This is a genomic window from Halorubrum zhoui, assembly GCF_051194155.1.
Lineage (GTDB): Archaea > Halobacteriota > Halobacteria > Halobacteriales > Haloferacaceae > Halorubrum.
Map to the genome: position 1 here is coordinate 256,531 of NZ_JBLZNJ010000001.1, position 25,277 is coordinate 281,807.

Here is a 25,277-nt window from a genome sequence, read left to right on the forward strand (position 1 = left end):
GGTGGCCGCCGCGGCTGCTCGCCCGGCGGAGCGCCCAAGTGTCTCGCGCCCGTGAGATACGCGTATGTTCGGCGACAAACGCGGTTGTCTGTCAGGCGACGACGACGCGGAGCGAACGGTCGCATCGTCCGGGGCGCAAGTCGGCGCTCGCATCGGTGCCGCAGTGGGATCGCGCGGCGGACCGTTCGCCGCCGGCCTCGCCTCCGGGCTGGGCGGTGCGACGGGCTACCTCGTCGGTGCCGTCGTCGACGACGTCGAAGCGAGCGTGAAGTCGAAGACGCCGCTCCCGGACGGGGGCCAACCGGCTGCACACGACGGCCGCGGTGCGGCGGACGAAGACGGCGTGGCGATTCCCGTCACCGAGGAGTGAGGGCGCGGCGACGGCCGGTGTGTCGGCGCTGTTGGCCCCAGCACGTCCACGACCTCACACGTCGATGTGGGCGGCGATGTCTGCGCGTACCACGGTCGAGCAGTACTCACATCGGACCCCATCGGCGATCACGGTGAATCGCGTGTCGACTGGCTCCTCGGCATTCGTGATGCAGTTTCGGTTGGGACACGAGAGCACGCCGACCACGCGCTCCGGGCGGGTCACGCGGTTCTTCTCGACCACGTCGAACGCACGAACGATGTTGATCGTCGCCTCCGGTGCGATGAGCGAGAGCACGTCGACTTCCGACGACGAGAGCTCGCGCCCTTCGACCTTGACGATGTCCTTTCGCCCGAGTCGGTCCGAGGGGACGTTCATCCCGACGGAGACGCTCAGCCCTTCGCTCCCGTCGATACCCAAGATCGCGAGGACGTTGAGCGCCTGTCCCCCCTGGACGTGGTCGATGACGGTACCGTTGCGGATCTTCGAGACGCGGAGTTCGTGTTCACTCATGGGTGGACTCTAGGAGGGAGTCGAGAAGCGCCATCCGGACCGGGATGCCGTTGTGTGCCTGCTCGAAGTACCGGGCGTGGTCGGTGTCGTCCACGTCGGGGGCGATCTCGTCGACGCGCGGCAGCGGGTGCATCACGGTGAGGTCGTCTGCGGCCGCCTCGAGGACCGACGCGTCGATCTGGTACTCGCCGGCGACGCGGTGATACTCGTTCTCGTCTGGAAATCGCTCCTGTTGAATCCGCGTGACGTACAACACGTCGAGTTCGGGCAGGACCGCCCCGAGGTCGTCGTGTTCACGGATCTGCGCACCCGTCTCGTGGAGGTCGAACCGAACGGACCGCGGCAGCCCGAGCGACTCGGGGCTGATGAAGTGTTGGCGGGCGTCGAAGTTCGTGAGCGCGGTCGCGAGCGAGTGGACCGTCCGACCGTACTTCAAATCCCCCATCACCCCGATCGTGAGGTCGTCGAGTCCGTGCGTCTCCTGGATTGTGTAGAGGTCTAACAGCGTCTGTGACGGGTGCTGGCCGGCCCCGTCGCCGGCGTTCACCACCGGGACGTCGACGAACTCGGCGGCCATCTGTGCGGCCCCCTCGCTCGGGTGTCGCAACACGAGCGCGTCGCTGTATCCCTCGATCACGCGCACGGTGTCGGCGAGCGACTCGCCTTTCGACACCGACGACGCGGAGACGTCTCCCATGTCGATGGTGTCGATGCCGAGGCGTTTCGCGGCCGCATCGAAGCTCATCCGCGTGCGGGTGCTCGGCTCGAAAAAACAGAGCGCGAGCACCGTCCCGGCGTGTCGGTCCGCGTACGCGGTCGGGTCGGCCGCGATCGCGCGGGCCCGATCGAGTACCGCCTCGATGTCACCCCGCGAGAGCTGCGTCGCGGTGATGAGGTGGTCCTGACGCATCGTCGAAGAAGGGGCCCGGCACGCTCTTGAATCTCCCGGCTCAGCGTCCGCCGGCCAGCCGCACGACCACCCGCGAGGCGGTGGTATATACGATCGGAGGCCCTAACTCAACTATGAGCGACACCGACGCCGAGGCGCTGTTACCGAACGATCGCGTGAAACAGGCCGCTCTCGACGGCGACGTCACCCAACTCCACCGTGGCAACCAGTACGGCGAGGTCGGCGACACGTTCACCATAGACGACGTCACCTTCGAACTCGTCGAGGTGACGGAACGAACGCTCGGTGACATGACCGACGCGGACGCGACCCGCGAGGGATCGCCGTCACTTGAGGCGTACAAAGAACGGATGGTCCACGCACACGGCGGCGAGTTCGAGTGGGACGACGACGCCGACGTGGTCAGGCACCGTTTCGAGCGCGTCGCGTAGTCCTCACGCGCCGATGGTGCTCGACGACGCCGAGCGGGGAAAGCTCGACGAACGCGACGACGACGTGTTCTACGCCGAGCCACGGCTCGTCACCCACGTCGACGCGGGATTCCGTGCGCGTCTCACCGCGCTGTACGACGAGGTGCTCACGGCTGGCGACCGGGTGTTCGACGCGATGAGCAGCCACGTTTCCCACCTGCCGGACCGGCGGTTCGACCGGGTCGTCGGCCACGGGATGAACGCGACGGAGCTGGCCGCAAACGACCGACTCGACGACTGGTTCGTCCAGAACCTGAACGAGACGCCGACGCTCCCGCTCGACGACGCGGCGTTCGACGCGGTGACGTGTGCGGTGTCGGTTCAGTACCTCCAGCGTCCGGAAGCGGTGTTCACAGAGTTCGCCCGCGTGCTCACACCGGGCGGGGTCCTCGTGGTGAGCGTCTCCGATCGGATGTTTCCGACCAAGGCGGTCCGCGCGTGGTGGGACCGGTCGATGGACGAGCGGGCCGATCTCGTCGTCGCGTACGCCGAGTCGACCGGTCGGTTCGCCGACACGCGGATCGTCACCGATCGTCCCGACCGCGATCCGTTCGTCGGGATCGTCGCGCGACGAGCGTGAGTCGGTCGACCCCCTACTCGGTCGCGTAGAGGTAGAGCGAGGCGGCCGCGAGCACGACCTCTGCGGCCTTCGAGATCACCGCGCCGGGATTCACCGCGCCGCCGCGGTAGAACGCTTCGACGCTGAATCCCTGAAAGACGAACAGCGCGAGGACGGTCACGAGGGCGTAGCCCGCGGCGACCACGTAGAGCTCTCGGCGCCAGTAGCCAGAGAGGTAGACGCCGATCCCGCCGAGGAAGCCGAGCCCGTTCAACGCGAACAGCACGGCGAGGAACTGGCTGACGCCGATCACTTGCGTTGCGAGCACGAGGTGGAGGACCCCGGTCACGATCGCGGCGAGGATCGCGACGTAGCCGACCGGATCGTCCGGCAGTCGCGACTCGCTCGTAGCTGCGGTTCTGGTAGCCATACACATCATTCCGCGCACGACACACATAAAGTTATTCGAATCAGTGACACGACTCTGCACAGGGTTTGCACGCGCTGTGCTCGAGCCGACCGTCGGAGCGGCGTCTCGGCCGGTGGGCGAGCCCGACGACACGAACGACCAACAACGTGGCGCGCGCCTCGTGAGGTCGCCGCAGGCGGCCTCGCGAGCGCGTGCGAGGGATGAGCGAGTCGCCGCAGGCGACGAGCGAATCGGCTGGGGAGGGTGTGGCCAACTGGTGTCCGGCGGTCGCGGAGTCGTGTTGTTCACACAGCCACACACGCACGAGAGCGAATCGGCTGGGGAGGGTGTGGCCAAACCGTGCCCGGCGGTCGCGGAGTCGTGTTGTTGGGTGAACGGTGGTAGCCTGGCGACCGTGTGAACGAGACGCCGCTGCGACACCCGGACACCACTTCGCCACACCCTCCCCAGCCGATCTATTATGCGTGTAGTGGCTGTATGATCGAGACGACCGCACGGTAGCCGGGCACCACTTCACCACACCCTCCCCAACCGATTCGCTCGGTCGCTTCACTCCCTCGCTCATCCCTCGCACGCGCTCGTGAGCCCGCCTGCGGCGACCTCACGAGGCGCGCGCCACCGCAGAGGGCTCTGTCTCGACGATGGGGGTCGAAACGGCGCAGCTGCGCGTCAGGACGTCGCTCGTCGGTGCACTGTCGGCCGCCGGTCCAATCTAATAGTGACCAATGCACAATACTCACATTTATTGTTGATCACGGATCATCTGTGTGATGATGGCGACGGTGGAATACCTCAACTACGACGTCCTCGAGAACCGTGGGTGGGCGCTCCACGACCGCTCCACCTTCCAGAAGGCGGCACGGGCCGAACTCGACCGCACGGATCACGGGACCGTCGAGGTATCCACCGACGAGTCGATCCTCGAGGCGGCCGAGCGAGCGGGACTCGGGTGGTCCTCGAAGTGTCTACAAGGGCGGTGTGGACGGTGTGTCGCCGTCGTCGTCGACGGAGACGTCAGGATGGACGCCGACCAGGAGTTCCTGACGCCCGCAGAGGTCGACGCGGCCGACTACTGTCTGACGTGTCTGGCCACCCCAGCGAGCGACCTCAAACTGGTGTACGGCGTCGAGACGCACGAGGCTCTCACACACCGTGTGAAGTGACTCCCGCGGGGGTGCGGCCGATTCGGGTCTTTCACGCCCGATGGAACCGCAGACAGGTTTATGATCGAACGATGATCATGATTCGGTGATGGCTATCGCTCCGTTTCCGGAGATTCCTCCGTACGACGACGCAGATCACGTGTTCGACTCGGGGCATCTGTGGATCACGGAGTGGATCGTCGGTGACCCTCTTCGGTTTCAGCTCACCCACGACGGGTTCGTGCGGTTTGGCACCGACGAGCAGGTACTCGCACACGACGCGATCCCACTCGGCGTCCAGACCGCCGTCCGCACGGTCCGAAACGACTTCGACCGGTCGGCGTTTCGGGCGGCCGTCGACGACACCGAGTCGGTGACGTTCCACGGCGTGGCCACACACAGCCGGACGCTCCCGTACGACCTCGACGACATCCCGGCGTTCGTCGGGACGGCGATCTACGACGAGACGTGGGGACGAGCGCTGCCGCCGGACACCGTCGAGAAGGTCTTCGATCGGGTGAACCTCGCGAGCGTGGACCCGGTCGACAGGGAGGTTCGTGCGACCGACCTCGACCCGGCGCGGTATCAGCTGCCCACGTCCGCGTGGCTCGATGGGACGGCGCCCGGCGTCGTGTTCGTCAACAAAGGCGGCGGACGGGCGTATCGCACGCAGCCCCGCGACGCGTGGCCGACCGGGGTGAACGACGACACGATGGCGGAGGTAGACGACGCGACGGCCGAATCGGCGAGCGAGATGGTGAGCCGGTGGGTGACCGACGAGTGGGTCATGGATCGTATCGACTCCTGTGGGCCCGCGGAGACGGTCGAAGCGATCACGGCCCACGCGCTCCGGCGACTCGCCAGGGAGGTCCCCGTAGTGGGCACGGAGACGGGACGCGCAGACGCGGGGGTGTCGGTCGGCGCGCTCCGGTCGGCGCTCGCAGAACGGATCGCCGAGGAGGTAAGCTGACACGACGAGGTACCCCGGCGTTCGACCACCTCTCGGGCGACGGTGTCGCGTCCCACATCGACCGTCCGCTCGACCCGGCGGACGCATTCGTAGCCGAGACCGGCCAAGACTGCCGACGTGACGGCACCGAATTCGAACCCGGCGAGATCGTCAAGAGATGTCGCTCGCGGGTAGCTACCGGATGTCGTGGGAGATCAAGATATCCTCCTCACGAACCGATCGACGCCCGTCGGCCACGCTGTCGGACGCCCCGCGGTGCGATCGGCCACTCACACGATCCGCATCATCCGGGTTTCGAACTTCCCGACGCGGACGCGCACCCAGCCCGCGAGCGACTCGTCTAGTGCCGGGTCGTCGGTGTCGACACGGAGGGTACGGACCGTGTCGAGTTTCGCACGGGAGGCGACGATCTGCACCTCGGCTTCGCGGATGACCGCCGGAGAGAGCTGCGGGTTCCCGCGACCGAAGACGAAGCCCTGGCCGCCGATCGGCGAGACGACGATGACCGCCTCGCCATCGAGTTCGTCAACGATCGCCGACTCCGCTGCGTCTCTCGCGACGACCGCTCCATCCCGCCAGACGTCGACGCCGATGGGTGAGGGCTCGAAGCCGAGCGCCGATTTGATCGCCCCGACCGTCGATCCCGGACCGAGGACGTAGGTGACCCCGTCGCCGTCGCGCGCCCGGATGTCCGCGGCGACGCCCTCGGCCAACGACTCGACCGTCCCGCTCGCGGTCTGTTTCGACGCCTGGAGGTTCTCGGCGACGGGGACGTGTGCGATACCGCGAAGCGTGGGCACCACCTCCCCCTCGCGGTACGCGTCCTCGTCGATGTCCATCACCTCGCGGCGTTCCGTCCGTGAGAACCTGACGGCGACCTCGGCGGCGTCCTCTGGAGAGACGCCGAACACCGACGAGTACACCTTCACGCCGGCCGGGACGCCGAGCATCGGCGTGTCGTCTCCCTCGAGTGCGGACGCGACGTCCGTCGCGGTGCCGTCGCCACCGACGAACAACACGAGGTCGACACCGGCAGCTGCGAGCCGTTCGGCGGCGACCCGGGTGTGTTCGGCGGTCGTCTCCGTCGGGACGTCCCCGACGTCTACCGCCGGCATCGGGTCGTCGAACGGGTCGACGACGCGCTCAGGCTTGAAGCCGGCCGCACGAACGAGTCGCTCGCCCATCGGTGCGGCCACCGTCGAGACGGTCGCGTCGGGAGCGAGCTCGGCCAGCCGGTCCAGTGCCCGACGCGCGCGGTCCGGCGCCCAAGGGTCGGCCCCGCGTTCGAGTGCCGCCTCGAGTTTCCCGTCGGTTCCTTTTAATCCAACGCGACCGCCCATCCCGGCGATCGGGTTCACGACGACACCGACGTGCATACAGACGGGTCGCGCGGCAGCCACTTAACGGGGCCGCGACGGATCCACCGCGTGTGGCGACCCATCTGCAAACAATTAAACCATCCCCGTCGAACGATCACGTATGATCCTGTCTGCCGTGCAGCCGGAGCCGCTCCCGATCGAGGCGACCGCTATCGCCGTGCTCGTCGCCGGACTACTCGTCACCGCAGGATGGCTCGGGCTCCTCGCGCGGTGAACGCGAATCCGGGGCGGCCAGACCCACGGCGACACCGCTCACACGACGGCGTCTGAACGATCGCGGAGCCACTCGGCGGCGCGTTCTGCTTCGGTCGCCTCCGTGGCCGAGAGTTTGACCCTGACGCGCTCGCCTGGGTACGACCCAACCCGCACGTCGAACCGGTCGCGAAGCGTCTCGAATCGGTCGAGCAGCGCGCTCTCCGGTTCGGCTACCTCAACGACGACCGTGTGCGTCCGCGTCCCTTCGAACTCGTCTGCGATCCGCTCGAACATGGCCCGCATCTCGGCGGGCACACCGGGGAGGACGTACGCGGACTCGACGACCGCTCCCGGGGCGACCCCCGCCTCGTTGGGGAGCGGACGACACCCCGACGGGAGATGCGTCGTCCCCTCGTCGAGATCCTCGCCGCTGTAGCCGTGTGACGCCAGCCACGTCGCGGCCTCCTCGTTCGCCTCGACCGTCCGGCCGAATGCGGCCGCCACCGCCTCCATCGTGACGTCGTCGTGTGTCGGCCCGAGTCCGCCGGTCACGATCACCGCGTCGTAGGCTGCGTGGTGCTCGTTGACGACCTGGGCGATCTCGCCCACGTCGTCGGGAACCACAGACACGCGGCGCACGGTCACGCCGCGGTCGGCGAGCCGTGCACACAGCCACGTGGCGTTCGTGTTCTCCGTGTCACCGACCAGGAGCTCGTCTCCGACGGTGACGATCGCGGCGTTCATACGCGCCGGTATGCGACCGTCGCTCAAAAGATCGCCGACACCGACGGGGCGGGCGAGTGCGCGTCCTCCGCAGGCTCAAAGCAGTCCGTCATCGTCGTCGTCTTCGTACACGCCGAGCCCCATCTCGCGTCGTTTCTCGCGCAACGCGTCGAGCTGGCGTTTGAATCGAAGGGTCCCGACGACGGCGACGATCGACGCGACGCCGAGGATGCCCGCGAAGATGACCAGGTCGGTCTCGCGGTACGACTGTACGACGATCGAGTCGGTCACCGACTCCCAGACGATGCGGTCGCGGCCGTTCACCGTCTCGACCGCGTAGTCGCGTGGCGCCACGTGCCCGACAACCGGCACGTCGGTGCTGAACTCAGGCGGGAGCGTCACCGCGTAGGAGCCTTCGACGTACGCCAACGAGGTGAATCGACGCGGCGATCCGCGCCCGGCGATGGCGAGTTGCCCGTCGTCCATCTCGTCGGTGAACCGAACGTACACCTCGTCGGGCGTCTGTTCGACCTCCCCGCCACGCGCCCGAAACTCACTGCCCGTGATGACCTCGCCGTCGGCGTAGCGGTACCGGAGCCCCTCGAACTCGAGCGGCTGGTCGCCGGCGTACGGCGTCTCACGGTAGAGTCTGAGCGTCGATCGGTCGGAGACGTTGTACACGACGGTGTACTCCGCGTCTGCCGACAGCGTGAACGCGGCGTCGCGGTCCGTCTCGAAGTCGTACGACATCGGGGGGTCGGCGTCGAGCGTCTCGTTCGTCACCTCGCCGCCGCCAGTGACGTAGCCGAGACACCCACCGGTGAGTGTGAGCAACGCGACGGCGACCAACGCGAGCGCGAGGCGTCGTCGGGTCACGGCTCAGACGACACACCGCATTTCGGCCGGGAGGTACGAACCGATCGACGCGAGTAGTCCCGGCGGGTCGGTTCCCTCTGCACAGACGATGCTCTGTTCTGTGAGACCGAGGCGTTCGACGGTGACGATGTCGTTGGCGTGGCCCGCGCGGTTGACCGTGGCTCTGACCTCACCACGCGTCGCGGAGTTGACGGTCACCCGGCCGGGACCGCGCTGCCAATCGTAGAGTCGGTCTCGCTCGGCGTCGGCGAGCCGCGTGGCGTCTGGGCCGTTGCCGCCGGAGTCGGCACCAGTTGCGGTGTCGCCGTCGGTGGCACCACTCTCACCGCCGTAGACGAACTGCATCGGGAGGTGCTGGACGAGCCCGAACCGCTCGACGACCTGTGGTGGGGCGCCCACGCCGAGTCCCAGCTCGTCGGCAGGGACGTGGACCGTCGTGCCCGCGTCCAAGACGATCCCGTCGTCGTCCCACGACTCGAGGGTTCCGACGTGCGTCTCCCCGCGAGTCAATCCCTCGTCGTGGGCGACGATCTCGCCCCACGTCTCGGCGAGGGCGTTCTCGGCGACGGTCGCGTCTGCTCCGCCGAGGTCAACCTGCACGAAGCCGTCGTCCCGGACGCCGACCGTCCACTCGACGCGTAGGTCACCGACCTCGTTGTCGACGAGCGAGTGCATCCCATCGAGCGCGCGCCCGCGGGCGTCGCCCTCGAGATAGCACTTGGTTGCGAGCACGACCATCAGCCGGTCACGTCCACGTTGAGTTCCTCACGCAGTTCCTCGACTCGCCACTCCATGGTCTCCCGGAGTCGGTCGTTCTCCATCGCGTCGAGCGGCGACCCACACTCTGGACACTCGAAGCCGAAGTCCATGGCCTCGCCAAACTCGAAGCGGAGCGAACACACCTCACAGAGGTAAAATTCGTGGGTCCGCTCGTACTCCGCACGGTCTTCGAGTGCCTCGAGCAGCCGGTACATCTCCGCCTGGAGGTTCTCCGGGATGTTGTCGTAGTGAAACGTCCAGAGGTACGTGAGCCATCCCGAGTCCTCGTCGCGAACGCGTCGGTACGTGGCTAGGTCGTTCTCGTAGAGAATAAACAGTGCACGTCTGACGTCGTTCAACTCCAGTCCGAGCTCTTCGGCCAGCTCCTCGTCGGTCACCTCGCCGTCGGGAGGTGCGGCGGCGACCGGCATCCCCGTCGGTCCCACGAGTTCGTGGAGGTACTTCTGGATGACGGGGTCGTTCAACAAGTCCTCAAAAGCCATTGTGTATCGATAGCGCCGCCGTCCGATTAAAAGCTCCGAATACCGCGGTCGCATCCATCGGCGTCGACGCAGCCGATCAGCGTGCACCAACGTGGGGTCGACACAGATAACTGTCCGCCACGAGAGCATCGCCCGATGCCATCGACACGCGCCCGCCAGGTGACGCGGGCACTCGGCGCGCTCGCGCTCGTCGCCGTCCCCTGCCTCTTCGCGGGGCTCTTGATCGCGCCGCTCGTCGCCTTCACGCGCGTGGGTCCCGTAGCCGGAGGCGTCGCCGCGACCCTGGGCGGCGTCGTCACGGCGGTCGCGCTCGGCCCGGTCGTCGTCGACCGACGGGTCGCGTCACTGCCGCGGGTCGGTCCGAACGACGACCGGCGGTCGCTCGCCGAGTCGCGCGTCGCCGCGATCGCCGCCCAGCTCGGCGTCGACCGACCCGCGGTGACGGTTGCAGCCGTCGACGCGGTCAACGTCGCGGTCACCGACGGCCACCGCGGCAGCCGGCTGGTCGTCACCACGCGGCTCCTGTCGCTTCCGCCGTCGAGTCGCGACGCCGCGATTCGGCACGCGATCGCTCGACTCCAGCGCCGTGAGGCAGCGGTCACGACAGCCGCACTCCCCGGGCTCGTCGCGGTCGAGACCGTGGCGCTCGCTGCGATCCTCCTCGTCTCTCACGAACCGGACCGTCGACCGACCGACAGGCGAGTCAACCGAATTCACGGGTACGAGCCCGACCGGGACCGGATCCCGGCGCCGCTGTACACCGCCGGCGGACTGCTCGCGTGGCTCGTGACGCTGCCGGTGTGGCTTCCGGCAGCGGTCGGCGACCGGCTCTTCGTCGGCGGCCGTCGGCGCGACGCAGACGCCGTGGTCGCGCGGTTCGACGCCGACGCTCGAGCGGGGCTCGCCGCGGCGATCAGGGCCACCGAGGAGGCGCCGGGTGCGGGCGACTGGCCGCCGCTTCTCGACCGACTCTCGGTGGTCTCGATGGGCGACGCGACGACCGAGCGGGTGCGCGGCACGAGCCGACACGAGACGCGCTGTCGGCTCGCTCGGCTCCGGTCGAAGCAGCGTCTGTGAACGACGACTGTCACGTGCCGTCATCGACCCGGCGAGCCACCGGGTGCGACCCTCGCCGCGCACAACTGACGGGTTCAAGTGGCTTCGGGCGCACGGGCGCGTATGGTTGATCCGACATCCGACCTCGGCGAGGACCTCACCGAGGAAGACGCACCCCGGTGTGCGTGGTGTGAGGAGCCTGCCTTCGGCGTCGGCAGACGCGTCGTCACGCGGGTAGTAAACGGACAGATCGAACACGTCCACTTCTGTGGAGACGCCTGCCGGACGGCGTGGCAGCGCGACGAACGGGAGGCGACACACCCGTAGCGGACGGACAGCCGCCGTGTGGTGGCGAGTGAGCGGGCGCGTCCAGGCCGACGACGAGAGGGGGCCCGCGCGGGAGGCTTTTTATCGCGGGGGTGGTACGTATCGATATGATATCACTCGACGAAGCGGTGACCGCACGGCTCGAATCCCACGGCGAGCGGTTCGAGGTGCTCGTCGACCCAGAGGCCGCCTTGGCGATGAAACGCGGCGAGTTCGAGGGAGACCTCGAGGACGTCATCGCCGCCGAGGACGTCTTCGAGAACGCCTCGCGAGGCGATCGACCCGCCGAGTCGGCACTCGAGACGGTGTTCGAGACGACGGACCCACTCGCGATCATCCCGGAGGTCGTTCGCGAAGGAGAGATACAGATCACTGCCGAGCAGCGCGAGGCAATGCAGGAACGCAAACACCGTGGACTGGTGAACACGATCACCCGCAACGCGGTGAACCCGCAGATGGACGACTCACCGCATCCGCCCGAACGAATCGAGCGCGCGCTCGAGGAGGCTGGGTTCCAGGTCGACCCGATGGAGCCCGTCGAGAGTCAGGTCGACGAGGCGCTGGAGGCGCTGCGCCCCGTGATCCCGATCCGGTTCGAGGAGGTGACGATGGCGGTGCAGCTCCCGGCCGAGTACGCCGGGTCGGGACAGGCACAGGTCCGCGAGTTCGGCGACCTCGAGCGGGAGGAGTGGCAAAACGACGGCTCGTGGGTCGGCGTGCTCACCTTCCCCGCGGGGCTCCAAAACGACCTCTACGACCTCGTCAACGAGGTGACCTCGGGTGAGGGCGACGCCCGCGTGATCAAAGACAAGGACGAACTCCGGACGCGGTGAGCCGTGCACGACCGCGCAGCCGAGTTCGTCGATCGGGCGCACGGCCGATACGACGTCGCCCTCGAGGTACGAGAGTTCGACGCGGGCACGGAGACCGCCGCCGCGGCGGCCGAGGCGGTCGGGTGTGACCCCGGCGCGATCGCCTCGACGATCGTCGTCTCGCTCGGTGACGACGACACACCGACCGAAGCTACAACCGGCAGCGACGCGTCCGCCGAGACCGACCTCGTCGCCGCGATCACGAGCGGAGCGAACCGTCTCGACCTCGACGCGGTCGCCGACCACTTCGGCGTCGCGGCGGCGGCGATGGGGACACCGGACCGGATCCGGTCGGTCGTCGGCTGGAGCATCGGCGGCGTCCCCCCGATCTGTCACGACACGCCGATTCCGACGGTGATGGACCCGTCGCTCTGTGCGTTCGATCGGGTGTACGGCGCAGCCGGAACCCCGAGCGCGTTGTTCTCGATCGCCCCAGACCGCCTCGCGGACCTCGCCGACGCGACCGTCGTCGACCTCACCGAGTGACGCGACGCACCGTCCTCAGCATTGTTAATCGAGCGTTGTGAAATAATAGGACTTATGTATTAATCGGACATAGGGTGGTGTATGGCACACTCACGACGCGCGGTGTTGAAGCGTGGGACGGCACTCGTCACAGCGGGCGCGGCGGCCTCGATGGCCGGCTGCACGGGAGACGCGACCAGTAGCGGAGGAGGCGCTGCCGGTGGGTTCGAGGAAGGATACGCCGCCTTTTTTACCCTCCACGACTGGACGAGCCAGGTCGCTGGCGACCGCGTCGCGTTCACCGACCCCGTCGACGTCGGACAGCTCGGTCACGGCTGGGAGCCGGACGGCGACCTGGTCGCCGACGTCGCCGCCACCGACGCCTTCGTCTACCTCGACAGTCCGGAGTTCGCGTGGGCCCAAGACGTGGCGTCGACGCTCGAAGCCGACTACGACGGGGTTGCGGTCGTCGACGCGCTCGCTGGTGTCGAAGACGACCTGTTGGCGTGGGACCACGACCACGGCGCCGAAGGCGAGCACGATAGCGCCGAAGTGGACGATCACAGTGAGGGGGACGGCCACGACCACGCCGAAAAAGAGGATCACGACCACGCCGAAGAGGACGACCACGACCACGCCGAAGAAGAGGATCACGACCACGCCGAAGAGGACGGCCACGACCACGCCGAAGAGGACGGCCACGACCACGCCGAAGAGGAGGACGGTCACGATCACGGTGGCACCACACAGTACGACCCCCACGCGTGGGTCGACCCCGTGCTCGCGGGCGACATGGTCGACACGATCGCCGACGGCCTCGGCGCTGCGGACCCGGACAACGCAGAGGCGTACGCCGACAACGCTACCGCGTACATCGAATCGCTCGACTCGGTTCACGAGGCGTTCGAACGGATAGCGGCGAACGCGACGCGAGACGTTGCGGTGCTCGCCGGGCACAACTCGTTTCAGTACCTCGAGGCGCGCTACGGCTTCCGGCTCCACTCGCCCGTCGGCGTCTCACCGCAGAACGAACCCAGCGGCACCCAGATCGCCGAGACGGTCGGGGTGGTCGACGACGAGGGCATCGACACGATCCTCTACGACCGTTTCGAGTCCCCGCGGCTCGCCGAGACGATCGTCGAGAACAGCGACGCGACCCGGACGATGGCCGTGTCCCCGGCCGGCGGCACGATAGCCGAGTGGAACGACGCGGGCTACGGCTACCTCGAGCAGATGACCGAGATCAACGTCCCGGCGTTCGAGCGGGCGTTCGGCGCACAGTGAGCCGCGCCGAGCCGCGCCCGCGGAGTAAAAGAGCTAAACGTTCGGACGCGAGATCATATACGAACACCGTGCCACCAGTGGTCGAGATCACAGACGTCACGTTCGCCTACGGCGACACGCCCGCCGTGAGTGACGTCTCCTTGACCGTCGAGGCCGGCGATTTCTTAGGTCTCGTCGGCCCGAACGGCTCCGGGAAGACGACGCTTCTACACCTCATGCTCGGGCTGTTGACGCCCGACGAGGGGGCCGTCGAACTCTTCGGTGAGCCGGTCGAGGCGTTCGACGACGGCGGACGGATCGGCTACGTCTCACAGAAGGCGACGAGCCAGGGCGGGTCGATGCCCGTCACCGTCCGCGAGTGCGTGACGATGGGGCGCTACGCACACGTCGGCCGCGGCCGACTCACCGACGCCGACCGCGACGCCGTCGCCGACGCGCTCGAGACGGTCGGCATCGTCGACCTCGCCGGCCGGATGCTCGCCGAGCTCTCGGGCGGACAGAAACAGCGCGCGTACATCGCCCGGGCGCTGGCGAGCGACGCGGACCTGTTGGCGCTCGACGAACCGACGGTCGGGGTTGACGCGGAGTCACGAGACGCGTTCTACGCGCTTCTCGACGGGCTCAACGACGACGGCATCACGATCGTGCTCATCGAACACGACATCGGTGTCGTTACCGACCGCGCGAGCCGCGTCGCCTGTATCAACACCGAGCTGTACCACCACGGCGACACGGCGTCGTTCGTCGAGAGCGACGCGCTCGCCGAGGCGTACGGCACGACTGGCCAGGTCGTCCACCACCACCACTGATGTCGGCTCTCACGTCGACCGACCTCGCCGACCGTCGCCGAGCCGTCCAAGTCGTCGGCATCGGAGCCACGGCACTGCTCGCCGCCGGGATGCTCGGCTTTCTCGCCCTCTACTGGGCCCAGGACCTGCCCGTCGCGCGCGAGCTCTACGCCGCGTTCCGCGCGATGGGGCGCGGTGTGGACGCGGCACTCGGCACCAACGTCTTTCGGCACCCGTTCATGTGGCAGTCGCTGTCGACGGGGGTGCTCGTCGGCGTCGTGGCCCCGCTCGTCGGCGTCTTCTTGGTCCACCGGGAGATGGCGCTTATCGGCGAGACGCTCGCACACACCGCCTTCGCGGGCGTCGCGGTGGGGCTGCTGGTGACGTCGACGACCGGCTGGAGCGGGTCGCTCCTACTCGTCGCGCTGGTCGTTGGGATCGCCGGCGCGCTCGGTGTGCAGTGGCTCACCGAACACACCGACGCGTACGGCGACGTCCCGATCGCGATCATGTTGAGCGGGAGCTTCGCGGTCGGAACGCTGATCATCAGCTACGGCAGAGGGCTGACCGGCATCAACGTCGAGGGGTACCTCTTCGGGAACCTCGCGGTCGTCACCGTCGAGGGCGCACGCCTCATGGGGGTGCTCTCGGTCGTCGTCGTCGCCGCGATTCTGCTCACGTACAAGCCACTGCTGTTCATCACGTTCGACGAGCAGGCCGCTCGGGTCGCCCAGCTCGACGTCACGGGCTACAACGCGCTGTTGGTCGTGTTGACGGCCGTCGTCGTCGTCGGCGCGATGCAGGTGCTCGGCGTCATCCTCGTCGCGGCGATGCTCGTCGTCCCCGTCGCGGCCGCCTCGCAGGTGGCCCGGAGCTTCCGCGAGGCGACGCGTCTCTCCGTGCTCTTTGGCCAGCTGTCGGTGCTCGGCGGCTTCGCGCTGGCGATTCGGCTCGGCCTGCCGACGGGTGGCTCGATCGTCGTGGTCGCGATCGCGATCTATCTTGGGGCCATCGCGCTCGCCGGGTCCTCGACTCGGGCGATCTCGACGCACGGGTGAAGCCCATCACCCGTCTCGGGCCCACACGCGACGGTCACGCCCCACCGCCGGTCGTCGCAGTTCCCACAGAGCCTTATGTCGTGGTCTCGACGAACTGGTATGGGAGACACAGAGACCTACACCGTCACCGCGCCGGACGGCACCGAAGAGTCGTTCGACCTACCAGCCGGCCTCGTCGACGTGCTCAGCGAGCAGGGCGAGCCGTCGACCCGTGTCGTCAGCGACGTCATCGTCCAAGCGATGGCACAGCAGGCGCACGTCATCGCACACCACAGCGAAGGCGAGGTTCCAGCCGACGTCGCAGAGATGAGTGAGACGGCCGCCGATCTCTTCGAGGAGCGCTTCGGCCAGTCACTCGAAGACGTCCTCGGTCACTCACACTGACGACGCGCGGGTCGCGGCCGACGGCTTAAGACCGTTCGGGGCGTAGCAGACGTCATGAGTAAGACGGCGGGCGCGCCGGTGTTGATCTTCGACGGTGACTGTCCGTACTGTTCGATCGCTGCGGTCGCGCTCCGACGGCTAGAGGGCGTCGAAGCGGTCCCGTGGGAGGCCGACCCGGTGGGACCGTTCCTCGAGGCGCAGTTCGGTGACAGACCGTTCGCGATGGTGCTCGTCGACCCTCGCGAGCGACGCGTGTACGCCGGTCGGTCGGCGGCCGAAGAACTCGCGACGCGAGCCGGCACTCCAGGTATCGTCGGCGGACTCGTCCGCGACAACTACGACCGAATCGCCGACGTCGTCGGGACGCTCTCCGGGCGTGGGCGCGACCCCGCAGACGTCCACGACACGTATCCGCTCGACCCGGCGGCCGGCGACCTCGTCGACGAGCTCCGCGCCGCCGCCAGCGACGCCCCCGCGCCGACCGTGTGAGCCGTGCGCGGCGATCCTGACCGAAGGGAAGGCTCGGAACAAGCGAGCGGCGGAGCCACGAGCGACGAGCCCGTGTCGACGACGTCGGCCCGACAGCGCGACGCCGGCGGCACCTACACGCTCCTCGTCGACCTTCCCGCGACGACGACGGTGACCGTCGGTGCGCTCGGCACGCATCGGCTGTCGGCGGGCGCGTACGCCTACACTGGGAGCGCCCTCGGACCGGGCGGGTTCGCGCGGGTCACACGCCACCGCCGGACGGCTCGCGACGACCACGACGTCCGCCACTGGCACATCGACTCGCTTCTCGGCGACACGCCGGCGACGATAGACCGCGTCTACTACGCCTCTGGGGCCGACGTCGAGTGCTCGGTAGCCGACCGACTCCCGGCGGGACCGGTCGACGGCTTCGGCGCTTCCGACTGCGGCTGTGTGAGCCACCTGGCCGGTCCCGAACCGGCCGACGTGCTCAGAGAGCGCGCCAGGCGCGCGTACGACGCTGAGGCGTCAACGGTCGACGTCTCGACGGACGGACGATAGCGCGACCGGTCGCGCCTCGAGCCGTCACAGTCCGTGCCGCGCACACACCTGCTCGAGCTGTTCGAGCCGTGCGTCGAGCGCGCGGTCGCGCCGCGCCGCCTCTTCGTCGCTGGGACACACGAGCGACGGCACCGGCGTCGGCTGTTCGTCGTCGTCGAGCGCGACGAACGTCAGATACGAACTCGTCGTCTGGCGGTGCTCCCCGGTTCGCGGGTCGGCCGCCCGTACCTCGACGGTGACGTCGAGGCTCGTCCGACCGGTGTCGAACACGAACCCCTCGATCGTGGCCACCTCGCCGACCTCGATCGGGGCGATGAAGTCGACGTGTTCCATCGAGGCCGTCACCACCTGCTGTCCGGCGAATCGCATGGCTGCGATAGCCCCGCAAACGTCCATCCAGTGCAGCACCGTCCCGCCGAGCGCTCGTCCCAGAGAGTTGGTGTCGTCCGGTACGAGGAGTTCCGTCATCTCCGTGTGGGAGACAGCGAGCCGTTCGGTGTCGTCGGGAGGCGTCGACGCCGCGGACGTGTTCGTCTCGTCCATACGACCGGTCCGACCGAGACGTACTTGAACGCGTGGCTCTGCACCGCACCGCGACCACGAGGTCGACAGGTCAGGGTCCACCTCGGGTTCCATCATCAAATTGGATCGATTCGGGCGGTTGTCCGGCCTCGTCGACCACGTCACCGGCGACGACCACCGGACACTCGACGCGAACGGCGAGCGCGATGGCGTCGGACGGACGCGCGTCGAAGACGTATCGTTCCGGCTCGCCGGCGTCGTACCGCTCGACGTCGACTTTCGCGTAGAACGTGCCGTCGGCGAGGTCGTCGATCCGAACCCGGTCTATCGCGCCGCCGAACTCGGTGAGGATGTCGACGAGCAGGTCGTGTGTCAGGGGACGATCGAACGGCTCGTCTTCGAGCACCGTCGCGATCGATCGGGCCTGATCGCCACTGACGAAGATGGGGACGTACTCCTCGCGAACGCTGAGCACGACCGTCGGGACGTCGCCGCCGGGTGCAGAGCCCGCCCCGACTCCGACGACCTCGGCTTCGTGTTCCATACCGCCGCTTGGCGAGGCCGGCTTGAATAGCTGTCCCCGACCGTGTGCCTCGCTCGCGGTCACGAGCCGCCCTCGCCGGTCACGAGGCCGCCCGCGGAGACCGCACCTCGTGACGACAAAGTTGAAACGCGGTGACGAAGTACGTCTGCGTGATGACAGAGACGCCAGGCGGGGCGACCGGTGTCGACACCCTCACAGCGACCGACGACGACGAGTCGGCAGAGGGCTCGGTGACGGTCGTCGGAACCGCCCACGTCTCGTCGCGCTCCGTCGAGGAGGTCGAAGCGACGATCGAACGCGAGCGTCCCGACGTCGTCGCCGTCGAACTCGACGAGGGACGCTATCGGCGACTCAACGGCGAGACCCCCGACGACCTCGACGCCGGTGATCTCCTGCGTGGAAACACCGTCTTCCAGTTTCTCGCCTACTGGATCCTCTCGTACGTCCAGACGCAACTCGGAGACCGGTTCGACATCGAGCCCGGAGCAGACATGAACGCGGCGGTCGACACCGCCGAACGACTCGGCATCGACGTCGCGTTGGTCGACCGCGACATCCAGACCACGATACAACGCTTCTGGGGACGAATGACCGTCACCGAGAAGGTCCGGATGGTGGGCGGGCTCGCGTTCGGGGCGACGGACGCCCGCGTCGTCGGCATAACCGCCGGGGTGTTCATCGGGCTCGTCGCCGGCCCGCTGGTCGGGCTCTTCGGCAGTGCCGTCGGCATCACGACTGGAATGTTGACGAGCGTGACCGCTGGCGTGGCCGCGGCGATCCTCACGGGCGTGATCGTCGACCAGGTCGGGAAAGCCGCGTTATCGCCGGATGGACGGCTCTACGCCGCCGCGGCTCTCGGGCCGCTCACGGGCCTCTTCGTCGCACTCAGTGGCGTCGCCGACGGAGTCGTCGCGGCGGCGGTCGGCGACCTCACGGTTCGTGCGGTCGGGAGTCTCGGTATCGGTCTCGCCGCCGGGCTCTCGATCGGTCTCACCGCCGTCGTCGTCCTCGGCGCGTTCGGCAGACTCGACGCACCGCCTGCGGACTCGACCGATGGCCTCGACGAGCTCGACCTCGACGCGCTCACCGACACCGACGTGGTGACGATGATGATAGACGAGTTCCGTCGGTTCTCGCCCGGCGGCGCCGAGGCGCTCATCGACGAGCGCGACGCGTTCATCGCGCGCCGACTCGTCGCGCTCAGAGACGCCGGCCACGACGTCGTCGCCGTCGTTGGTGCGGGTCACAGAGCGGGCATCGAGCGGTACCTCGATGCCCCGGCGTCTCTGCCGCCCGAGTCGACGCTCGTCGGGACCGCAGGGTCACGAGGGGTACCCTGGAAGCGCCTCGTCGGGTACGGCATCACCGTGGCGTTCGTCGGCTTCTTCGTGCTGCTCGCGATGGCCGGCGTTCGGAACGGCTTCCTGCTCCGGCTGTTCGGGGCGTGGTTCCTGATAAACGGCGTCTTCGCGTTCGGCTTCGCGAAACTCGCCGGGGCCCGGTGGTCGTCTGCGGGGGTCGGTGGCGCCGTCGCCTGGATGACGTCTATCAACCCGCTGCTCGCGCCGGGGTGGTTCACGGGGTACGTCGAGCTGCGACACCTCACGGTGAACGTCGCCGACATCGAGCGGCTCAACCGTCTGCTCTCGGACGAGTCGCGGTCGCCGCTCGACCTCGTCTCACGGATGCTCGAGGTGCCCTTGTTCCGGCTGATCGTGGTCGTCGCGATGACGAACGTCGGCAGCATCGTCGCGAGCCTCTTGTTCGCGGTGTACGTGTTGCCGGCGATGTTTGGCGCCGAAGTCGGGAGCGTCGACGAGGTGACGCGGCTCATGCTTCGGGGCGCACAGAACAGCGTCGACCTCTTACAGGGGCTCGTCGGGTAACCGTGTCGGCACGCACGCGCGGACGCCGGATCGGCGGGCTCTACTTCAGTGGCACCGAGCTTCGCGACCTCCTCGTCGCCTGGCTCGCGCTCGGCGTCGCGTTCGCGCTCTTTTTCGTCGGTGGGGCGGCCGGCATCGGCCGAATCGTCGCCGCCGGCGTACTCCTCCCGCTCGTGGTCAGTTTGGTGACGGCGGGGAGCGGATTTCTGTTCCACGAGCTGGCTCACAAGGCCGTCGCGGTGCGTTACGACCAAGTCGCCGAGTTCCGCGCCGACCGCGGTATGCTGTTTCTCGCCGTGATGAGCGCGCTCTTGGGCTTCATCTTCGCGGCCCCCGGTGCGGTGTACCACCGCGGCCGGGTGACGCCCGGCGAGCAGGCCCGGATCGCGCTCGCCGGTCCAGCGGTCAACGCGGTCCTGCTCGTGGTGTTCGTTCCGGTGTTCGTTCTCGGCGGCGCACTCGGTAACGAGGTCGTGACGCTCGTCGGCGAGCGAGGAGTCGCAATAAACGTCTTCCTGGCCGCGTTCAACCTGATTCCGTACGGACCGCTCGACGGCCGGACCGTCTACCGGTGGCGGCGTCTCGCGTGGGCGGTGACGTTCGTTCCCGCGGCGCTCTCCGCTGGACTCCTCGTCTTCGGCTTCGGCCTCGGGTTCGGCGGGCCGTTCTGACGGCCGACGACGACTCGCGCTCGGCCAAGCGGTGTGCTTTTGCTCTGCCGGATCACGACACGCGTATGACCGAAGACGACGCAGACGAACTCACGTACGCGGACGCGGGCGTCGACATCGACGCGAGCGAGGCGGCGACCGCGGCGCTCATCGGTGCCGTTGGCGAGAGCGCGGGCGACTACGCGGGGCTCCTCGACATCGGCGACCGATACCTCGCGTTGGCGACGGACGGCGTCGGCACGAAGCTCCTCGTCGCCGACGCGCTCGGCGACTACTCGACCGTCGGGATCGACTGCGTCGCGATGAACGTCAACGACCTCGTCGCCGCCGGGATCCGGCCCGTCGCGTTCGTCGACTACCTCGCCGTGGACGAACCGGACGAGACGTTCGCCGAGCAGGTGGGCGTCGGCCTCTCACGCGGTGCCGAGCTGGCCGGCCTCGAGCTGGTCGGCGGTGAGACCGCGGTGATGCCGGAGGTCGTCACCGGCCTCGATCTCGCCGGCACCTGTGCGGGTCTCGCCGCGAAAGACGCGGTGTTTGCGGGCGAGGCTCGTCCGGGCGACGCGCTCGTCGGCTGGCGCTCGTCGGGGATCCACTCGAACGGATTGACGCTCGCGCGCGAGGCCGTCACGCGGGACCACGCCTACACCGACCCGGCCCCCTTCGACGGGCACGACACGCTCGGCGAGGCGTTACTCGAGCCTACACGAATCTACACCGACCTGCTCGACCCGATGCGCGCACACGACGTCCGCGCCGCGGCACACGTCACCGGCGGAGGGTGGACGAACCTGACGCGGCTGGGCACGCACCGATACGTCGTGGAAGACCCATTCGACGCACAACCCGTCTTCGAGTTCGTCCAGCGCGTGGGGAACGTCTCCGACGAGGAGATGCACCGGACGTTCAACACCGGAACCGGGTTCGTCGCCGCGGCGGCTCCGGCGGACGCCGAGACGCTCGCGGCCGAGACCGGCGGCCGCGTGATCGGCCACGTCGAATCGACGTCGGAGACGGACGGGTCGGTCGCGATCCGCGACCTGGAGCTCTGAGTCGACTCAGGCGTCGTCCGTCTCGGTCGCGCCCTCAACGCGGTTTGCCGCCGACTCCAGCGCCCCGGCGAGCGTCCGAGCCTGGTCGGCAGAGAGCGTGATCTCGTCTGCGTGTGCCGGGAGCGACTTGACGTCGGCGTCGTCGAGCTCGACTTGGAGGTCGACGTGGTCTGGCGTCTCACGCGGCGTCGAGACGTTCACCACGCCGAGCGCCGTCGCCTCGAAGTCGTGGCCTCGCACCCGTGCATCCACGAGGTCGAGCGTGGTGTACGCGTTCACACGGAGCAGTCGATCGCTCATGGTGGTCGCTCGCGTGTCATCTCAGTCGTCTGCTGGCGTCGGCGGGGCGTCTTCGAGCGCGTCGTCTTCGGCGTACGGGTACCAGGTCCGCTTCGTGTTGTGCATCATCGGATCCTCGTAATCCGTCTCTTCGGGCTCGACGAACCCGTCGAGCGTCTCGTCGTCGTGCCGGGCGACGAACGCACGGAACGACTCACCGGGATTCCGCCGTTCGGCGAACGTCTCGAGGAGGGTCGCGATCGCACCGGGCACCTCGTCGACCGGGACGCGTTGGGTGACCCACCGGGCGAACGTCGGCTCGTCGCCGAGGCCGCCGCCGAGACCGACGTCAAGCGCCTCGACGGGCTCGCCGTCCTTTCGCGTCTTCATCCCCCGCAGACTCACGTCGGCGATCTGCGGCTGTGCACAGGAAGCGGTACAGCCGGAGAGGTGCACGTGGAACTCGTCGACGTCGGCGGGGAGCGAGGCGTTCTCTTTGAGCCACCGAGCGAACCGAACCTGTCGGTTCTTCGTCTCGACGATGGAGAGCGAGCAGAACTCGGTGCCGGTACACGCGACGGAGCCGCGCATGAACGGGGACGGCTCCGGCGAGTAGTGTTCCAATAGCGGCTCCGCACAGAACGCCTCGAGCTCGTCGTCAGGAACGTCGGTGACGATCACGTTCTGCCGCTGTGAGAGTCGTACCTCGCCAGAGCCGTACTCGTCGGCGAGGTCGGCGAGCGCGAGCACGTCGGCTGCGCCCATGCGACCGACGAGCACGTTCAAGCCGACGAAGTTCGTGCCGTCGGCTTGGTCGTGAACGCCAACGAGGTCGTTCCGGGTGCCATCGCCGGTGTTGTACGTGTACTCCGAACGAACGTCACGGCCGGCCGTCTCGAGGTCGAAATCGACGTACTCCGCCTGGAGCGTCTCACGCACTCGTTCTGGCCCCCACTCGTCGACGAGGAACTTCACCCGCGCGTTGTAGCGGTCCTCGCGGTCGCCGTTGTCGCGGAACAGCGCAGAGATGCCGCCGGCGACGGCCGCGACCCGCTCCGGCCGGACCCAGACGTCGATGTCGCGGGCGAACCGCGGCTCGTTCCGCGCGAGTCCCCCACCGACTCGGACGTTGAATCCGACGACCTCCTCACCGTCGACCGTCTTGTACGCGGGCTCGAACGCCAGGTCGTTGATGTCGCCCTGTCCGGAGCCGTCTGCCGACCCCGTCACGGACACCTTCCACTTCCGGGGGAGGTTCGCGTGCGCGTCGTTCCCCGTGAACGTCTCGTTGAGCTCTTGGATGACGGGCCAGGCGTCGACGACCTCGCGGGCGTCTTTGCCGGCGACGGGGTTCCCGACGATGTTTCGCCAGGAGTCACCACACGCCTGCTGTGTCGAGAGTCCGTGTTCGTCGAGCGTCTCGAATATCTCCGGGACGTCTGCGAGTTCGATCCAGTGGAGCTGGATCGACTGGCGGGTCGTGAAATCGACGTACGCGTCGCCGAAGATTGGATTCGTTCCGGGCCCGCGTGCGTAGGTGTCGGCTATCTCGCCGACTGCACGGAGCTGACCGGGTTTTAACACGCCGTTCGGCGTCCCGATCCGCATCATGAAGTACCCTTCCTGACCGTTTCGCTGGTGGTACAACCCCCACCACTTGAACCGCTCGAACCACGCGTCCCGCTCGTCGTCGGGGATCGAGTCGAAGCCCGTCTCGGCGAACGCGAAGAGATGGTCACGGATCTCCTCGCCGTAAACCGCTGATTTCCACTTCTCGACGTCTGTTGGCATCGTAAGGGGACAGGGGACGCCACGACATAGCTGCCCGCGTGGAGTCACCATTGCCCGGTGCCCCCCTAAACGAGCAATTGTTTCCGGTATGTGGCGTGGGCGCGTTCACCGGATCGACGCCCGATCGACGAGGAGAAACTCGCCGTCTCGCACCGCTCCAACCGGGAGCCAGCCGGTTATCCCCGTCTCACCACAGGCGATACACTGGCCGTAGATCCGGGTCTCGACCGTTCGTCCGTCGACGCCGACGTCCTGGAAGTTCTGGACGACGAGGTCAGTGGGCGCACAGGCGCAGAAATCCGGCGAATCGAGCCGCCAGAGTTCGCCGACGCGCACCGCTCTGGCGTCGTCGACGGAGATCCACGCGCCGTCGTCGAGCACGCGCAATCGAGTGGTCACACCTCGCGTTCGCCCGCCACACGGCAGTGCCTGCCGGTGCGTGCAAGCCCCGTCGACGTCGATGACGCAGATCGTGTGTGAAAACCACGAGACTGCGAGTCGATACGCCCCGCGTACCGCGACACAGATGGCCGCGATACTGGCCGGTACTGGTGAGTAGTGGTCCGATTTACTGCGGGAGGTCGGCTTATTCATCCCGCTGCGGTACTGCCACCGATGACAGAGTCAACGCCCGAAGAGACAACCCACCGATCGGAGTCGCCCGACGCGCCGTACGAACACACCTCGGCCGACGTCGCACCCGAACTGTTCGACGGGTTCACCGAGAGCCGATGACGGACGAGCGAGCAGCGACAGACACAGAAGCGACGGACCAAGCAGCGACGGACCCAGACGCCGGCGACGACGAAGACGACACGGGACACCTCGACGACCTCCCCGACGGCGCCGGCTGCACGGAGATCTGGGAGCACATCTCGGACAATCGCGACGAGTGACGCCGGCGGAGACCGTCGCGTGCGCGACACCCGCTAGGAGAGGTACGCGGCGATGTCCGCCTCGGTGATGATCCCGACCGTCTCGCCGCCGTCGGTCACCATCACGGCCGTGTAGTGGTCGAGGAGGTTCCGCACCTCGTCTACCGTCGCGCCGGCACCGACCGTCGGGAACGACTCGCTCATCACCTCGCTCACCGGGTGCGTCCCGACCTTCTCGCCCGCGTGGACGACGTCGCCCTGACTGATCGAGCCGACGGGGACGCCGTTTTGTAACACCGGCAGCTGTGAGTACGCCTCGCGCTCCATCAGCTCGACCGCGTCGCGCACGGCGTCGTCGGGAGCGACGCTGATCACGGTCTCGTTCATCAGGTCGGCGGCCCGAACCACCGCGCCTTCCGCCTCCTGGAGTGCGTTCACGATGCGGCGAAGCGTCGAGAGCCGCGGGTCGACGTCGCCGCCTTCGATCCGCGCGATGAGCGGCTGGGAGACGCCGGCCGACTCGGCGAGCTCACTCTGGGTGAGCTCCAGTGACGTCCGTCGTTCTCTGAGGTCCTGTGGGGTGGGAAGCTGCATG

General features: G+C 68.0%; 33 protein-coding genes. 19 read left to right on the top strand and 14 right to left on the bottom strand.

From position 1 onward, the window contains the following. The first annotated feature begins 64 nt into the window (after positions 1-64). Positions 65-370: a hypothetical protein gene (locus ACNTAO_RS01285; protein ID WP_435160126.1), complete on the top strand. Its 306-nt coding sequence runs from the start codon at positions 65-67 to the stop codon at positions 368-370. Positions 371-424: 54 nt separating this feature from the next. On the opposite strand, the gene pyrI is transcribed toward ACNTAO_RS01285, so the two are convergent. Beyond that, positions 425-883, bottom strand: coding sequence for an aspartate carbamoyltransferase regulatory subunit (gene pyrI, locus ACNTAO_RS01290; protein WP_435160127.1), 459 nt, complete (start codon positions 881-883; stop codon positions 425-427). After that, positions 876-1,793 carry an aspartate carbamoyltransferase gene (gene pyrB, locus ACNTAO_RS01295; protein ID WP_435160128.1) on the bottom strand — a complete coding sequence of 306 codons (918 nt, stop codon included), beginning with the start codon at positions 1,791-1,793 and terminating at the stop codon, positions 876-878. Before pyrB ends, pyrI begins: the two co-directional genes overlap by 8 nt. A gap of 113 nt (positions 1,794-1,906) precedes the next feature. On the opposite strand from pyrB, the gene ACNTAO_RS01300 reads away from it, so the two are divergent. Together ACNTAO_RS01300 and ACNTAO_RS01305 are read left to right on the top strand one after the other, a co-directional pair. Then, positions 1,907-2,224, top strand: coding sequence for an ASCH domain-containing protein (locus ACNTAO_RS01300; RefSeq protein WP_435160129.1), 318 nt, complete (start codon positions 1,907-1,909; stop codon positions 2,222-2,224). A gap of 13 nt (positions 2,225-2,237) precedes the next feature. After that, positions 2,238-2,843, top strand: a complete 606-nt coding sequence (locus tag ACNTAO_RS01305) for a methyltransferase domain-containing protein (RefSeq protein WP_435160130.1) — start codon at positions 2,238-2,240, stop codon at positions 2,841-2,843. A 13-nt stretch (positions 2,844-2,856) separates the two neighbouring features. On the opposite strand, the gene ACNTAO_RS01310 is transcribed toward ACNTAO_RS01305, so the two are convergent. Next, positions 2,857-3,258 (bottom strand): DUF7475 family protein, encoded by a 402-nt coding sequence (locus tag ACNTAO_RS01310; protein WP_435160131.1) that lies wholly within the window; start codon positions 3,256-3,258, stop codon positions 2,857-2,859. Positions 3,259-4,025: 767 nt separating this feature from the next. Here ACNTAO_RS01310 and ACNTAO_RS01315 point away from each other — a divergent pair. Further along, positions 4,026-4,415, top strand: coding sequence for a 2Fe-2S iron-sulfur cluster-binding protein (locus tag ACNTAO_RS01315; RefSeq protein WP_435160132.1), 390 nt, complete (start codon positions 4,026-4,028; stop codon positions 4,413-4,415). An 88-nt stretch (positions 4,416-4,503) separates the two neighbouring features. Then, on the top strand, positions 4,504-5,364 hold the full coding sequence (locus ACNTAO_RS01320; protein WP_435160133.1) for a hypothetical protein: 861 nt from the start codon (positions 4,504-4,506) through the stop codon (positions 5,362-5,364). Between the two features lie 269 nt (positions 5,365-5,633). Here the strand turns inward: ACNTAO_RS01320 and ACNTAO_RS01325 are convergent, their stop codons facing one another. The 5 genes from ACNTAO_RS01325 to ACNTAO_RS01345 all read right to left on the bottom strand — a co-directional run bounded on the left by ACNTAO_RS01325 (position 5,634) and on the right by ACNTAO_RS01345 (position 9,799). Beyond that, positions 5,634-6,740, bottom strand: a complete 1,107-nt coding sequence (locus ACNTAO_RS01325; protein WP_435160134.1) for an ATP-NAD kinase family protein — start codon at positions 6,738-6,740, stop codon at positions 5,634-5,636. 255 nt (positions 6,741-6,995) lie between these two features. After that, a complete protein-coding gene (locus ACNTAO_RS01330) occupies positions 6,996-7,682 on the bottom strand; it encodes a competence/damage-inducible protein A (protein WP_435160135.1) in 687 nt (228 codons plus the stop codon). A gap of 75 nt (positions 7,683-7,757) precedes the next feature. After that, positions 7,758-8,537: a DUF5803 family protein gene (locus ACNTAO_RS01335; protein WP_435160136.1), complete on the bottom strand. Its 780-nt coding sequence runs from the start codon at positions 8,535-8,537 to the stop codon at positions 7,758-7,760. A gap of 3 nt (positions 8,538-8,540) precedes the next feature. Beyond that, positions 8,541-9,275 carry a DUF2110 family protein gene (locus ACNTAO_RS01340; RefSeq protein ID WP_435160137.1) on the bottom strand — a complete coding sequence of 245 codons (735 nt, stop codon included), beginning with the start codon at positions 9,273-9,275 and terminating at the stop codon, positions 8,541-8,543. Beyond that, positions 9,275-9,799, bottom strand: a complete 525-nt coding sequence (locus ACNTAO_RS01345) for a transcription factor (protein WP_435160138.1) — start codon at positions 9,797-9,799, stop codon at positions 9,275-9,277. The genes ACNTAO_RS01340 and ACNTAO_RS01345 overlap by 1 nt, the downstream gene beginning before the upstream one ends. 135 nt (positions 9,800-9,934) lie before the next feature. On the opposite strand from ACNTAO_RS01345, the gene ACNTAO_RS01350 reads away from it, so the two are divergent. The 10 genes from ACNTAO_RS01350 (at position 9,935) to ACNTAO_RS01395 (ending at position 17,062) form a co-directional block, all read left to right on the top strand. Next, positions 9,935-10,876 (top strand): hypothetical protein, encoded by a 942-nt coding sequence (locus tag ACNTAO_RS01350; RefSeq protein ID WP_435160139.1) that lies wholly within the window; start codon positions 9,935-9,937, stop codon positions 10,874-10,876. A gap of 102 nt (positions 10,877-10,978) precedes the next feature. Further along, complete coding sequence (locus ACNTAO_RS01355; RefSeq protein ID WP_435160140.1) at positions 10,979-11,182, top strand: DUF7576 family protein; 204 nt, start codon at positions 10,979-10,981, stop codon at positions 11,180-11,182. Between the two features lie 107 nt (positions 11,183-11,289). Then, the gene (locus ACNTAO_RS01360) at positions 11,290-12,015 is read left to right on the top strand and encodes a ribosome assembly factor SBDS (protein WP_435160141.1); all 726 of its coding nucleotides are present in this window, start codon (positions 11,290-11,292) and stop codon (positions 12,013-12,015) included. Between the two features lie 3 nt (positions 12,016-12,018). Further along, positions 12,019-12,540: a YbaK/EbsC family protein gene (locus ACNTAO_RS01365; protein WP_435160142.1), complete on the top strand. Its 522-nt coding sequence runs from the start codon at positions 12,019-12,021 to the stop codon at positions 12,538-12,540. A gap of 81 nt (positions 12,541-12,621) precedes the next feature. After that, positions 12,622-13,803, top strand: a complete 1,182-nt coding sequence (locus ACNTAO_RS01370; protein ID WP_435160143.1) for a metal ABC transporter substrate-binding protein — start codon at positions 12,622-12,624, stop codon at positions 13,801-13,803. 68 nt (positions 13,804-13,871) lie between these two features. Further along, positions 13,872-14,612 carry a metal ABC transporter ATP-binding protein gene (locus ACNTAO_RS01375; protein ID WP_435160144.1) on the top strand — a complete coding sequence of 247 codons (741 nt, stop codon included), beginning with the start codon at positions 13,872-13,874 and terminating at the stop codon, positions 14,610-14,612. Then, positions 14,612-15,649: a metal ABC transporter permease gene (locus ACNTAO_RS01380; protein WP_435160145.1), complete on the top strand. Its 1,038-nt coding sequence runs from the start codon at positions 14,612-14,614 to the stop codon at positions 15,647-15,649. The genes ACNTAO_RS01375 and ACNTAO_RS01380 overlap by 1 nt, the downstream gene beginning before the upstream one ends. Before the next feature lie 99 nt (positions 15,650-15,748). Further along, positions 15,749-16,033, top strand: coding sequence for a DUF7545 family protein (locus ACNTAO_RS01385; protein ID WP_435160146.1), 285 nt, complete (start codon positions 15,749-15,751; stop codon positions 16,031-16,033). A gap of 54 nt (positions 16,034-16,087) precedes the next feature. Then, positions 16,088-16,522, top strand: a complete 435-nt coding sequence (locus ACNTAO_RS01390; protein WP_435160147.1) for a thiol-disulfide oxidoreductase DCC family protein — start codon at positions 16,088-16,090, stop codon at positions 16,520-16,522. A gap of 72 nt (positions 16,523-16,594) precedes the next feature. After that, a complete protein-coding gene (locus ACNTAO_RS01395) occupies positions 16,595-17,062 on the top strand; it encodes a GIY-YIG nuclease family protein (RefSeq protein WP_435160148.1) in 468 nt (155 codons plus the stop codon). Positions 17,063-17,086: 24 nt separating this feature from the next. Here ACNTAO_RS01395 and ACNTAO_RS01400 read toward each other — a convergent pair whose 3' ends face one another. Both ACNTAO_RS01400 and ACNTAO_RS01405 read right to left on the bottom strand, forming a co-directional pair. Continuing rightward, positions 17,087-17,605, bottom strand: coding sequence for an acyl-CoA thioesterase (locus tag ACNTAO_RS01400; protein ID WP_435160149.1), 519 nt, complete (start codon positions 17,603-17,605; stop codon positions 17,087-17,089). 70 nt (positions 17,606-17,675) lie between these two features. Further along, positions 17,676-18,128: a bifunctional nuclease family protein gene (locus ACNTAO_RS01405; protein ID WP_435160150.1), complete on the bottom strand. Its 453-nt coding sequence runs from the start codon at positions 18,126-18,128 to the stop codon at positions 17,676-17,678. Positions 18,129-18,280: 152 nt separating this feature from the next. Between ACNTAO_RS01405 and ACNTAO_RS01410 the strand changes: the two genes are divergently transcribed. From ACNTAO_RS01410 to purM, 3 genes are all read left to right on the top strand, one after another. Next, a complete protein-coding gene (locus ACNTAO_RS01410; RefSeq protein WP_435160151.1) occupies positions 18,281-20,014 on the top strand; it encodes a TraB/GumN family protein in 1,734 nt (577 codons plus the stop codon). A gap of 2 nt (positions 20,015-20,016) precedes the next feature. Continuing rightward, positions 20,017-20,685, top strand: coding sequence for a metalloprotease (locus tag ACNTAO_RS01415; protein WP_435160152.1), 669 nt, complete (start codon positions 20,017-20,019; stop codon positions 20,683-20,685). Between the two features lie 65 nt (positions 20,686-20,750). Next, positions 20,751-21,737: a phosphoribosylformylglycinamidine cyclo-ligase gene (gene purM, locus ACNTAO_RS01420; RefSeq protein WP_435160153.1), complete on the top strand. Its 987-nt coding sequence runs from the start codon at positions 20,751-20,753 to the stop codon at positions 21,735-21,737. 6 nt (positions 21,738-21,743) lie between these two features. Here purM and ACNTAO_RS01425 read toward each other — a convergent pair whose 3' ends face one another. The 3 genes from ACNTAO_RS01425 to ACNTAO_RS01435 all read right to left on the bottom strand — a co-directional run bounded on the left by ACNTAO_RS01425 (position 21,744) and on the right by ACNTAO_RS01435 (position 24,206). After that, positions 21,744-22,037, bottom strand: a complete 294-nt coding sequence (locus ACNTAO_RS01425; protein ID WP_435160154.1) for a DUF6360 family protein — start codon at positions 22,035-22,037, stop codon at positions 21,744-21,746. 21 nt (positions 22,038-22,058) lie between these two features. Beyond that, on the bottom strand, positions 22,059-23,807 hold the full coding sequence (locus tag ACNTAO_RS01430; protein WP_435160155.1) for a nitrite/sulfite reductase: 1,749 nt from the start codon (positions 23,805-23,807) through the stop codon (positions 22,059-22,061). A 105-nt stretch (positions 23,808-23,912) separates the two neighbouring features. Further along, on the bottom strand, positions 23,913-24,206 hold the full coding sequence (locus ACNTAO_RS01435) for a DUF8134 family protein (protein ID WP_435160156.1): 294 nt from the start codon (positions 24,204-24,206) through the stop codon (positions 23,913-23,915). 332 nt (positions 24,207-24,538) lie between these two features. Between ACNTAO_RS01435 and ACNTAO_RS01440 the strand changes: the two genes are divergently transcribed. After that, positions 24,539-24,703 (top strand): DUF8595 family protein, encoded by a 165-nt coding sequence (locus tag ACNTAO_RS01440; protein ID WP_435160157.1) that lies wholly within the window; start codon positions 24,539-24,541, stop codon positions 24,701-24,703. A gap of 33 nt (positions 24,704-24,736) precedes the next feature. Here the strand turns inward: ACNTAO_RS01440 and ACNTAO_RS01445 are convergent, their stop codons facing one another. Beyond that, positions 24,737-25,276: a CBS domain-containing protein gene (locus ACNTAO_RS01445; RefSeq protein ID WP_435160158.1), complete on the bottom strand. Its 540-nt coding sequence runs from the start codon at positions 25,274-25,276 to the stop codon at positions 24,737-24,739. Between the last annotated feature and the right edge of the window lies 1 nt (position 25,277).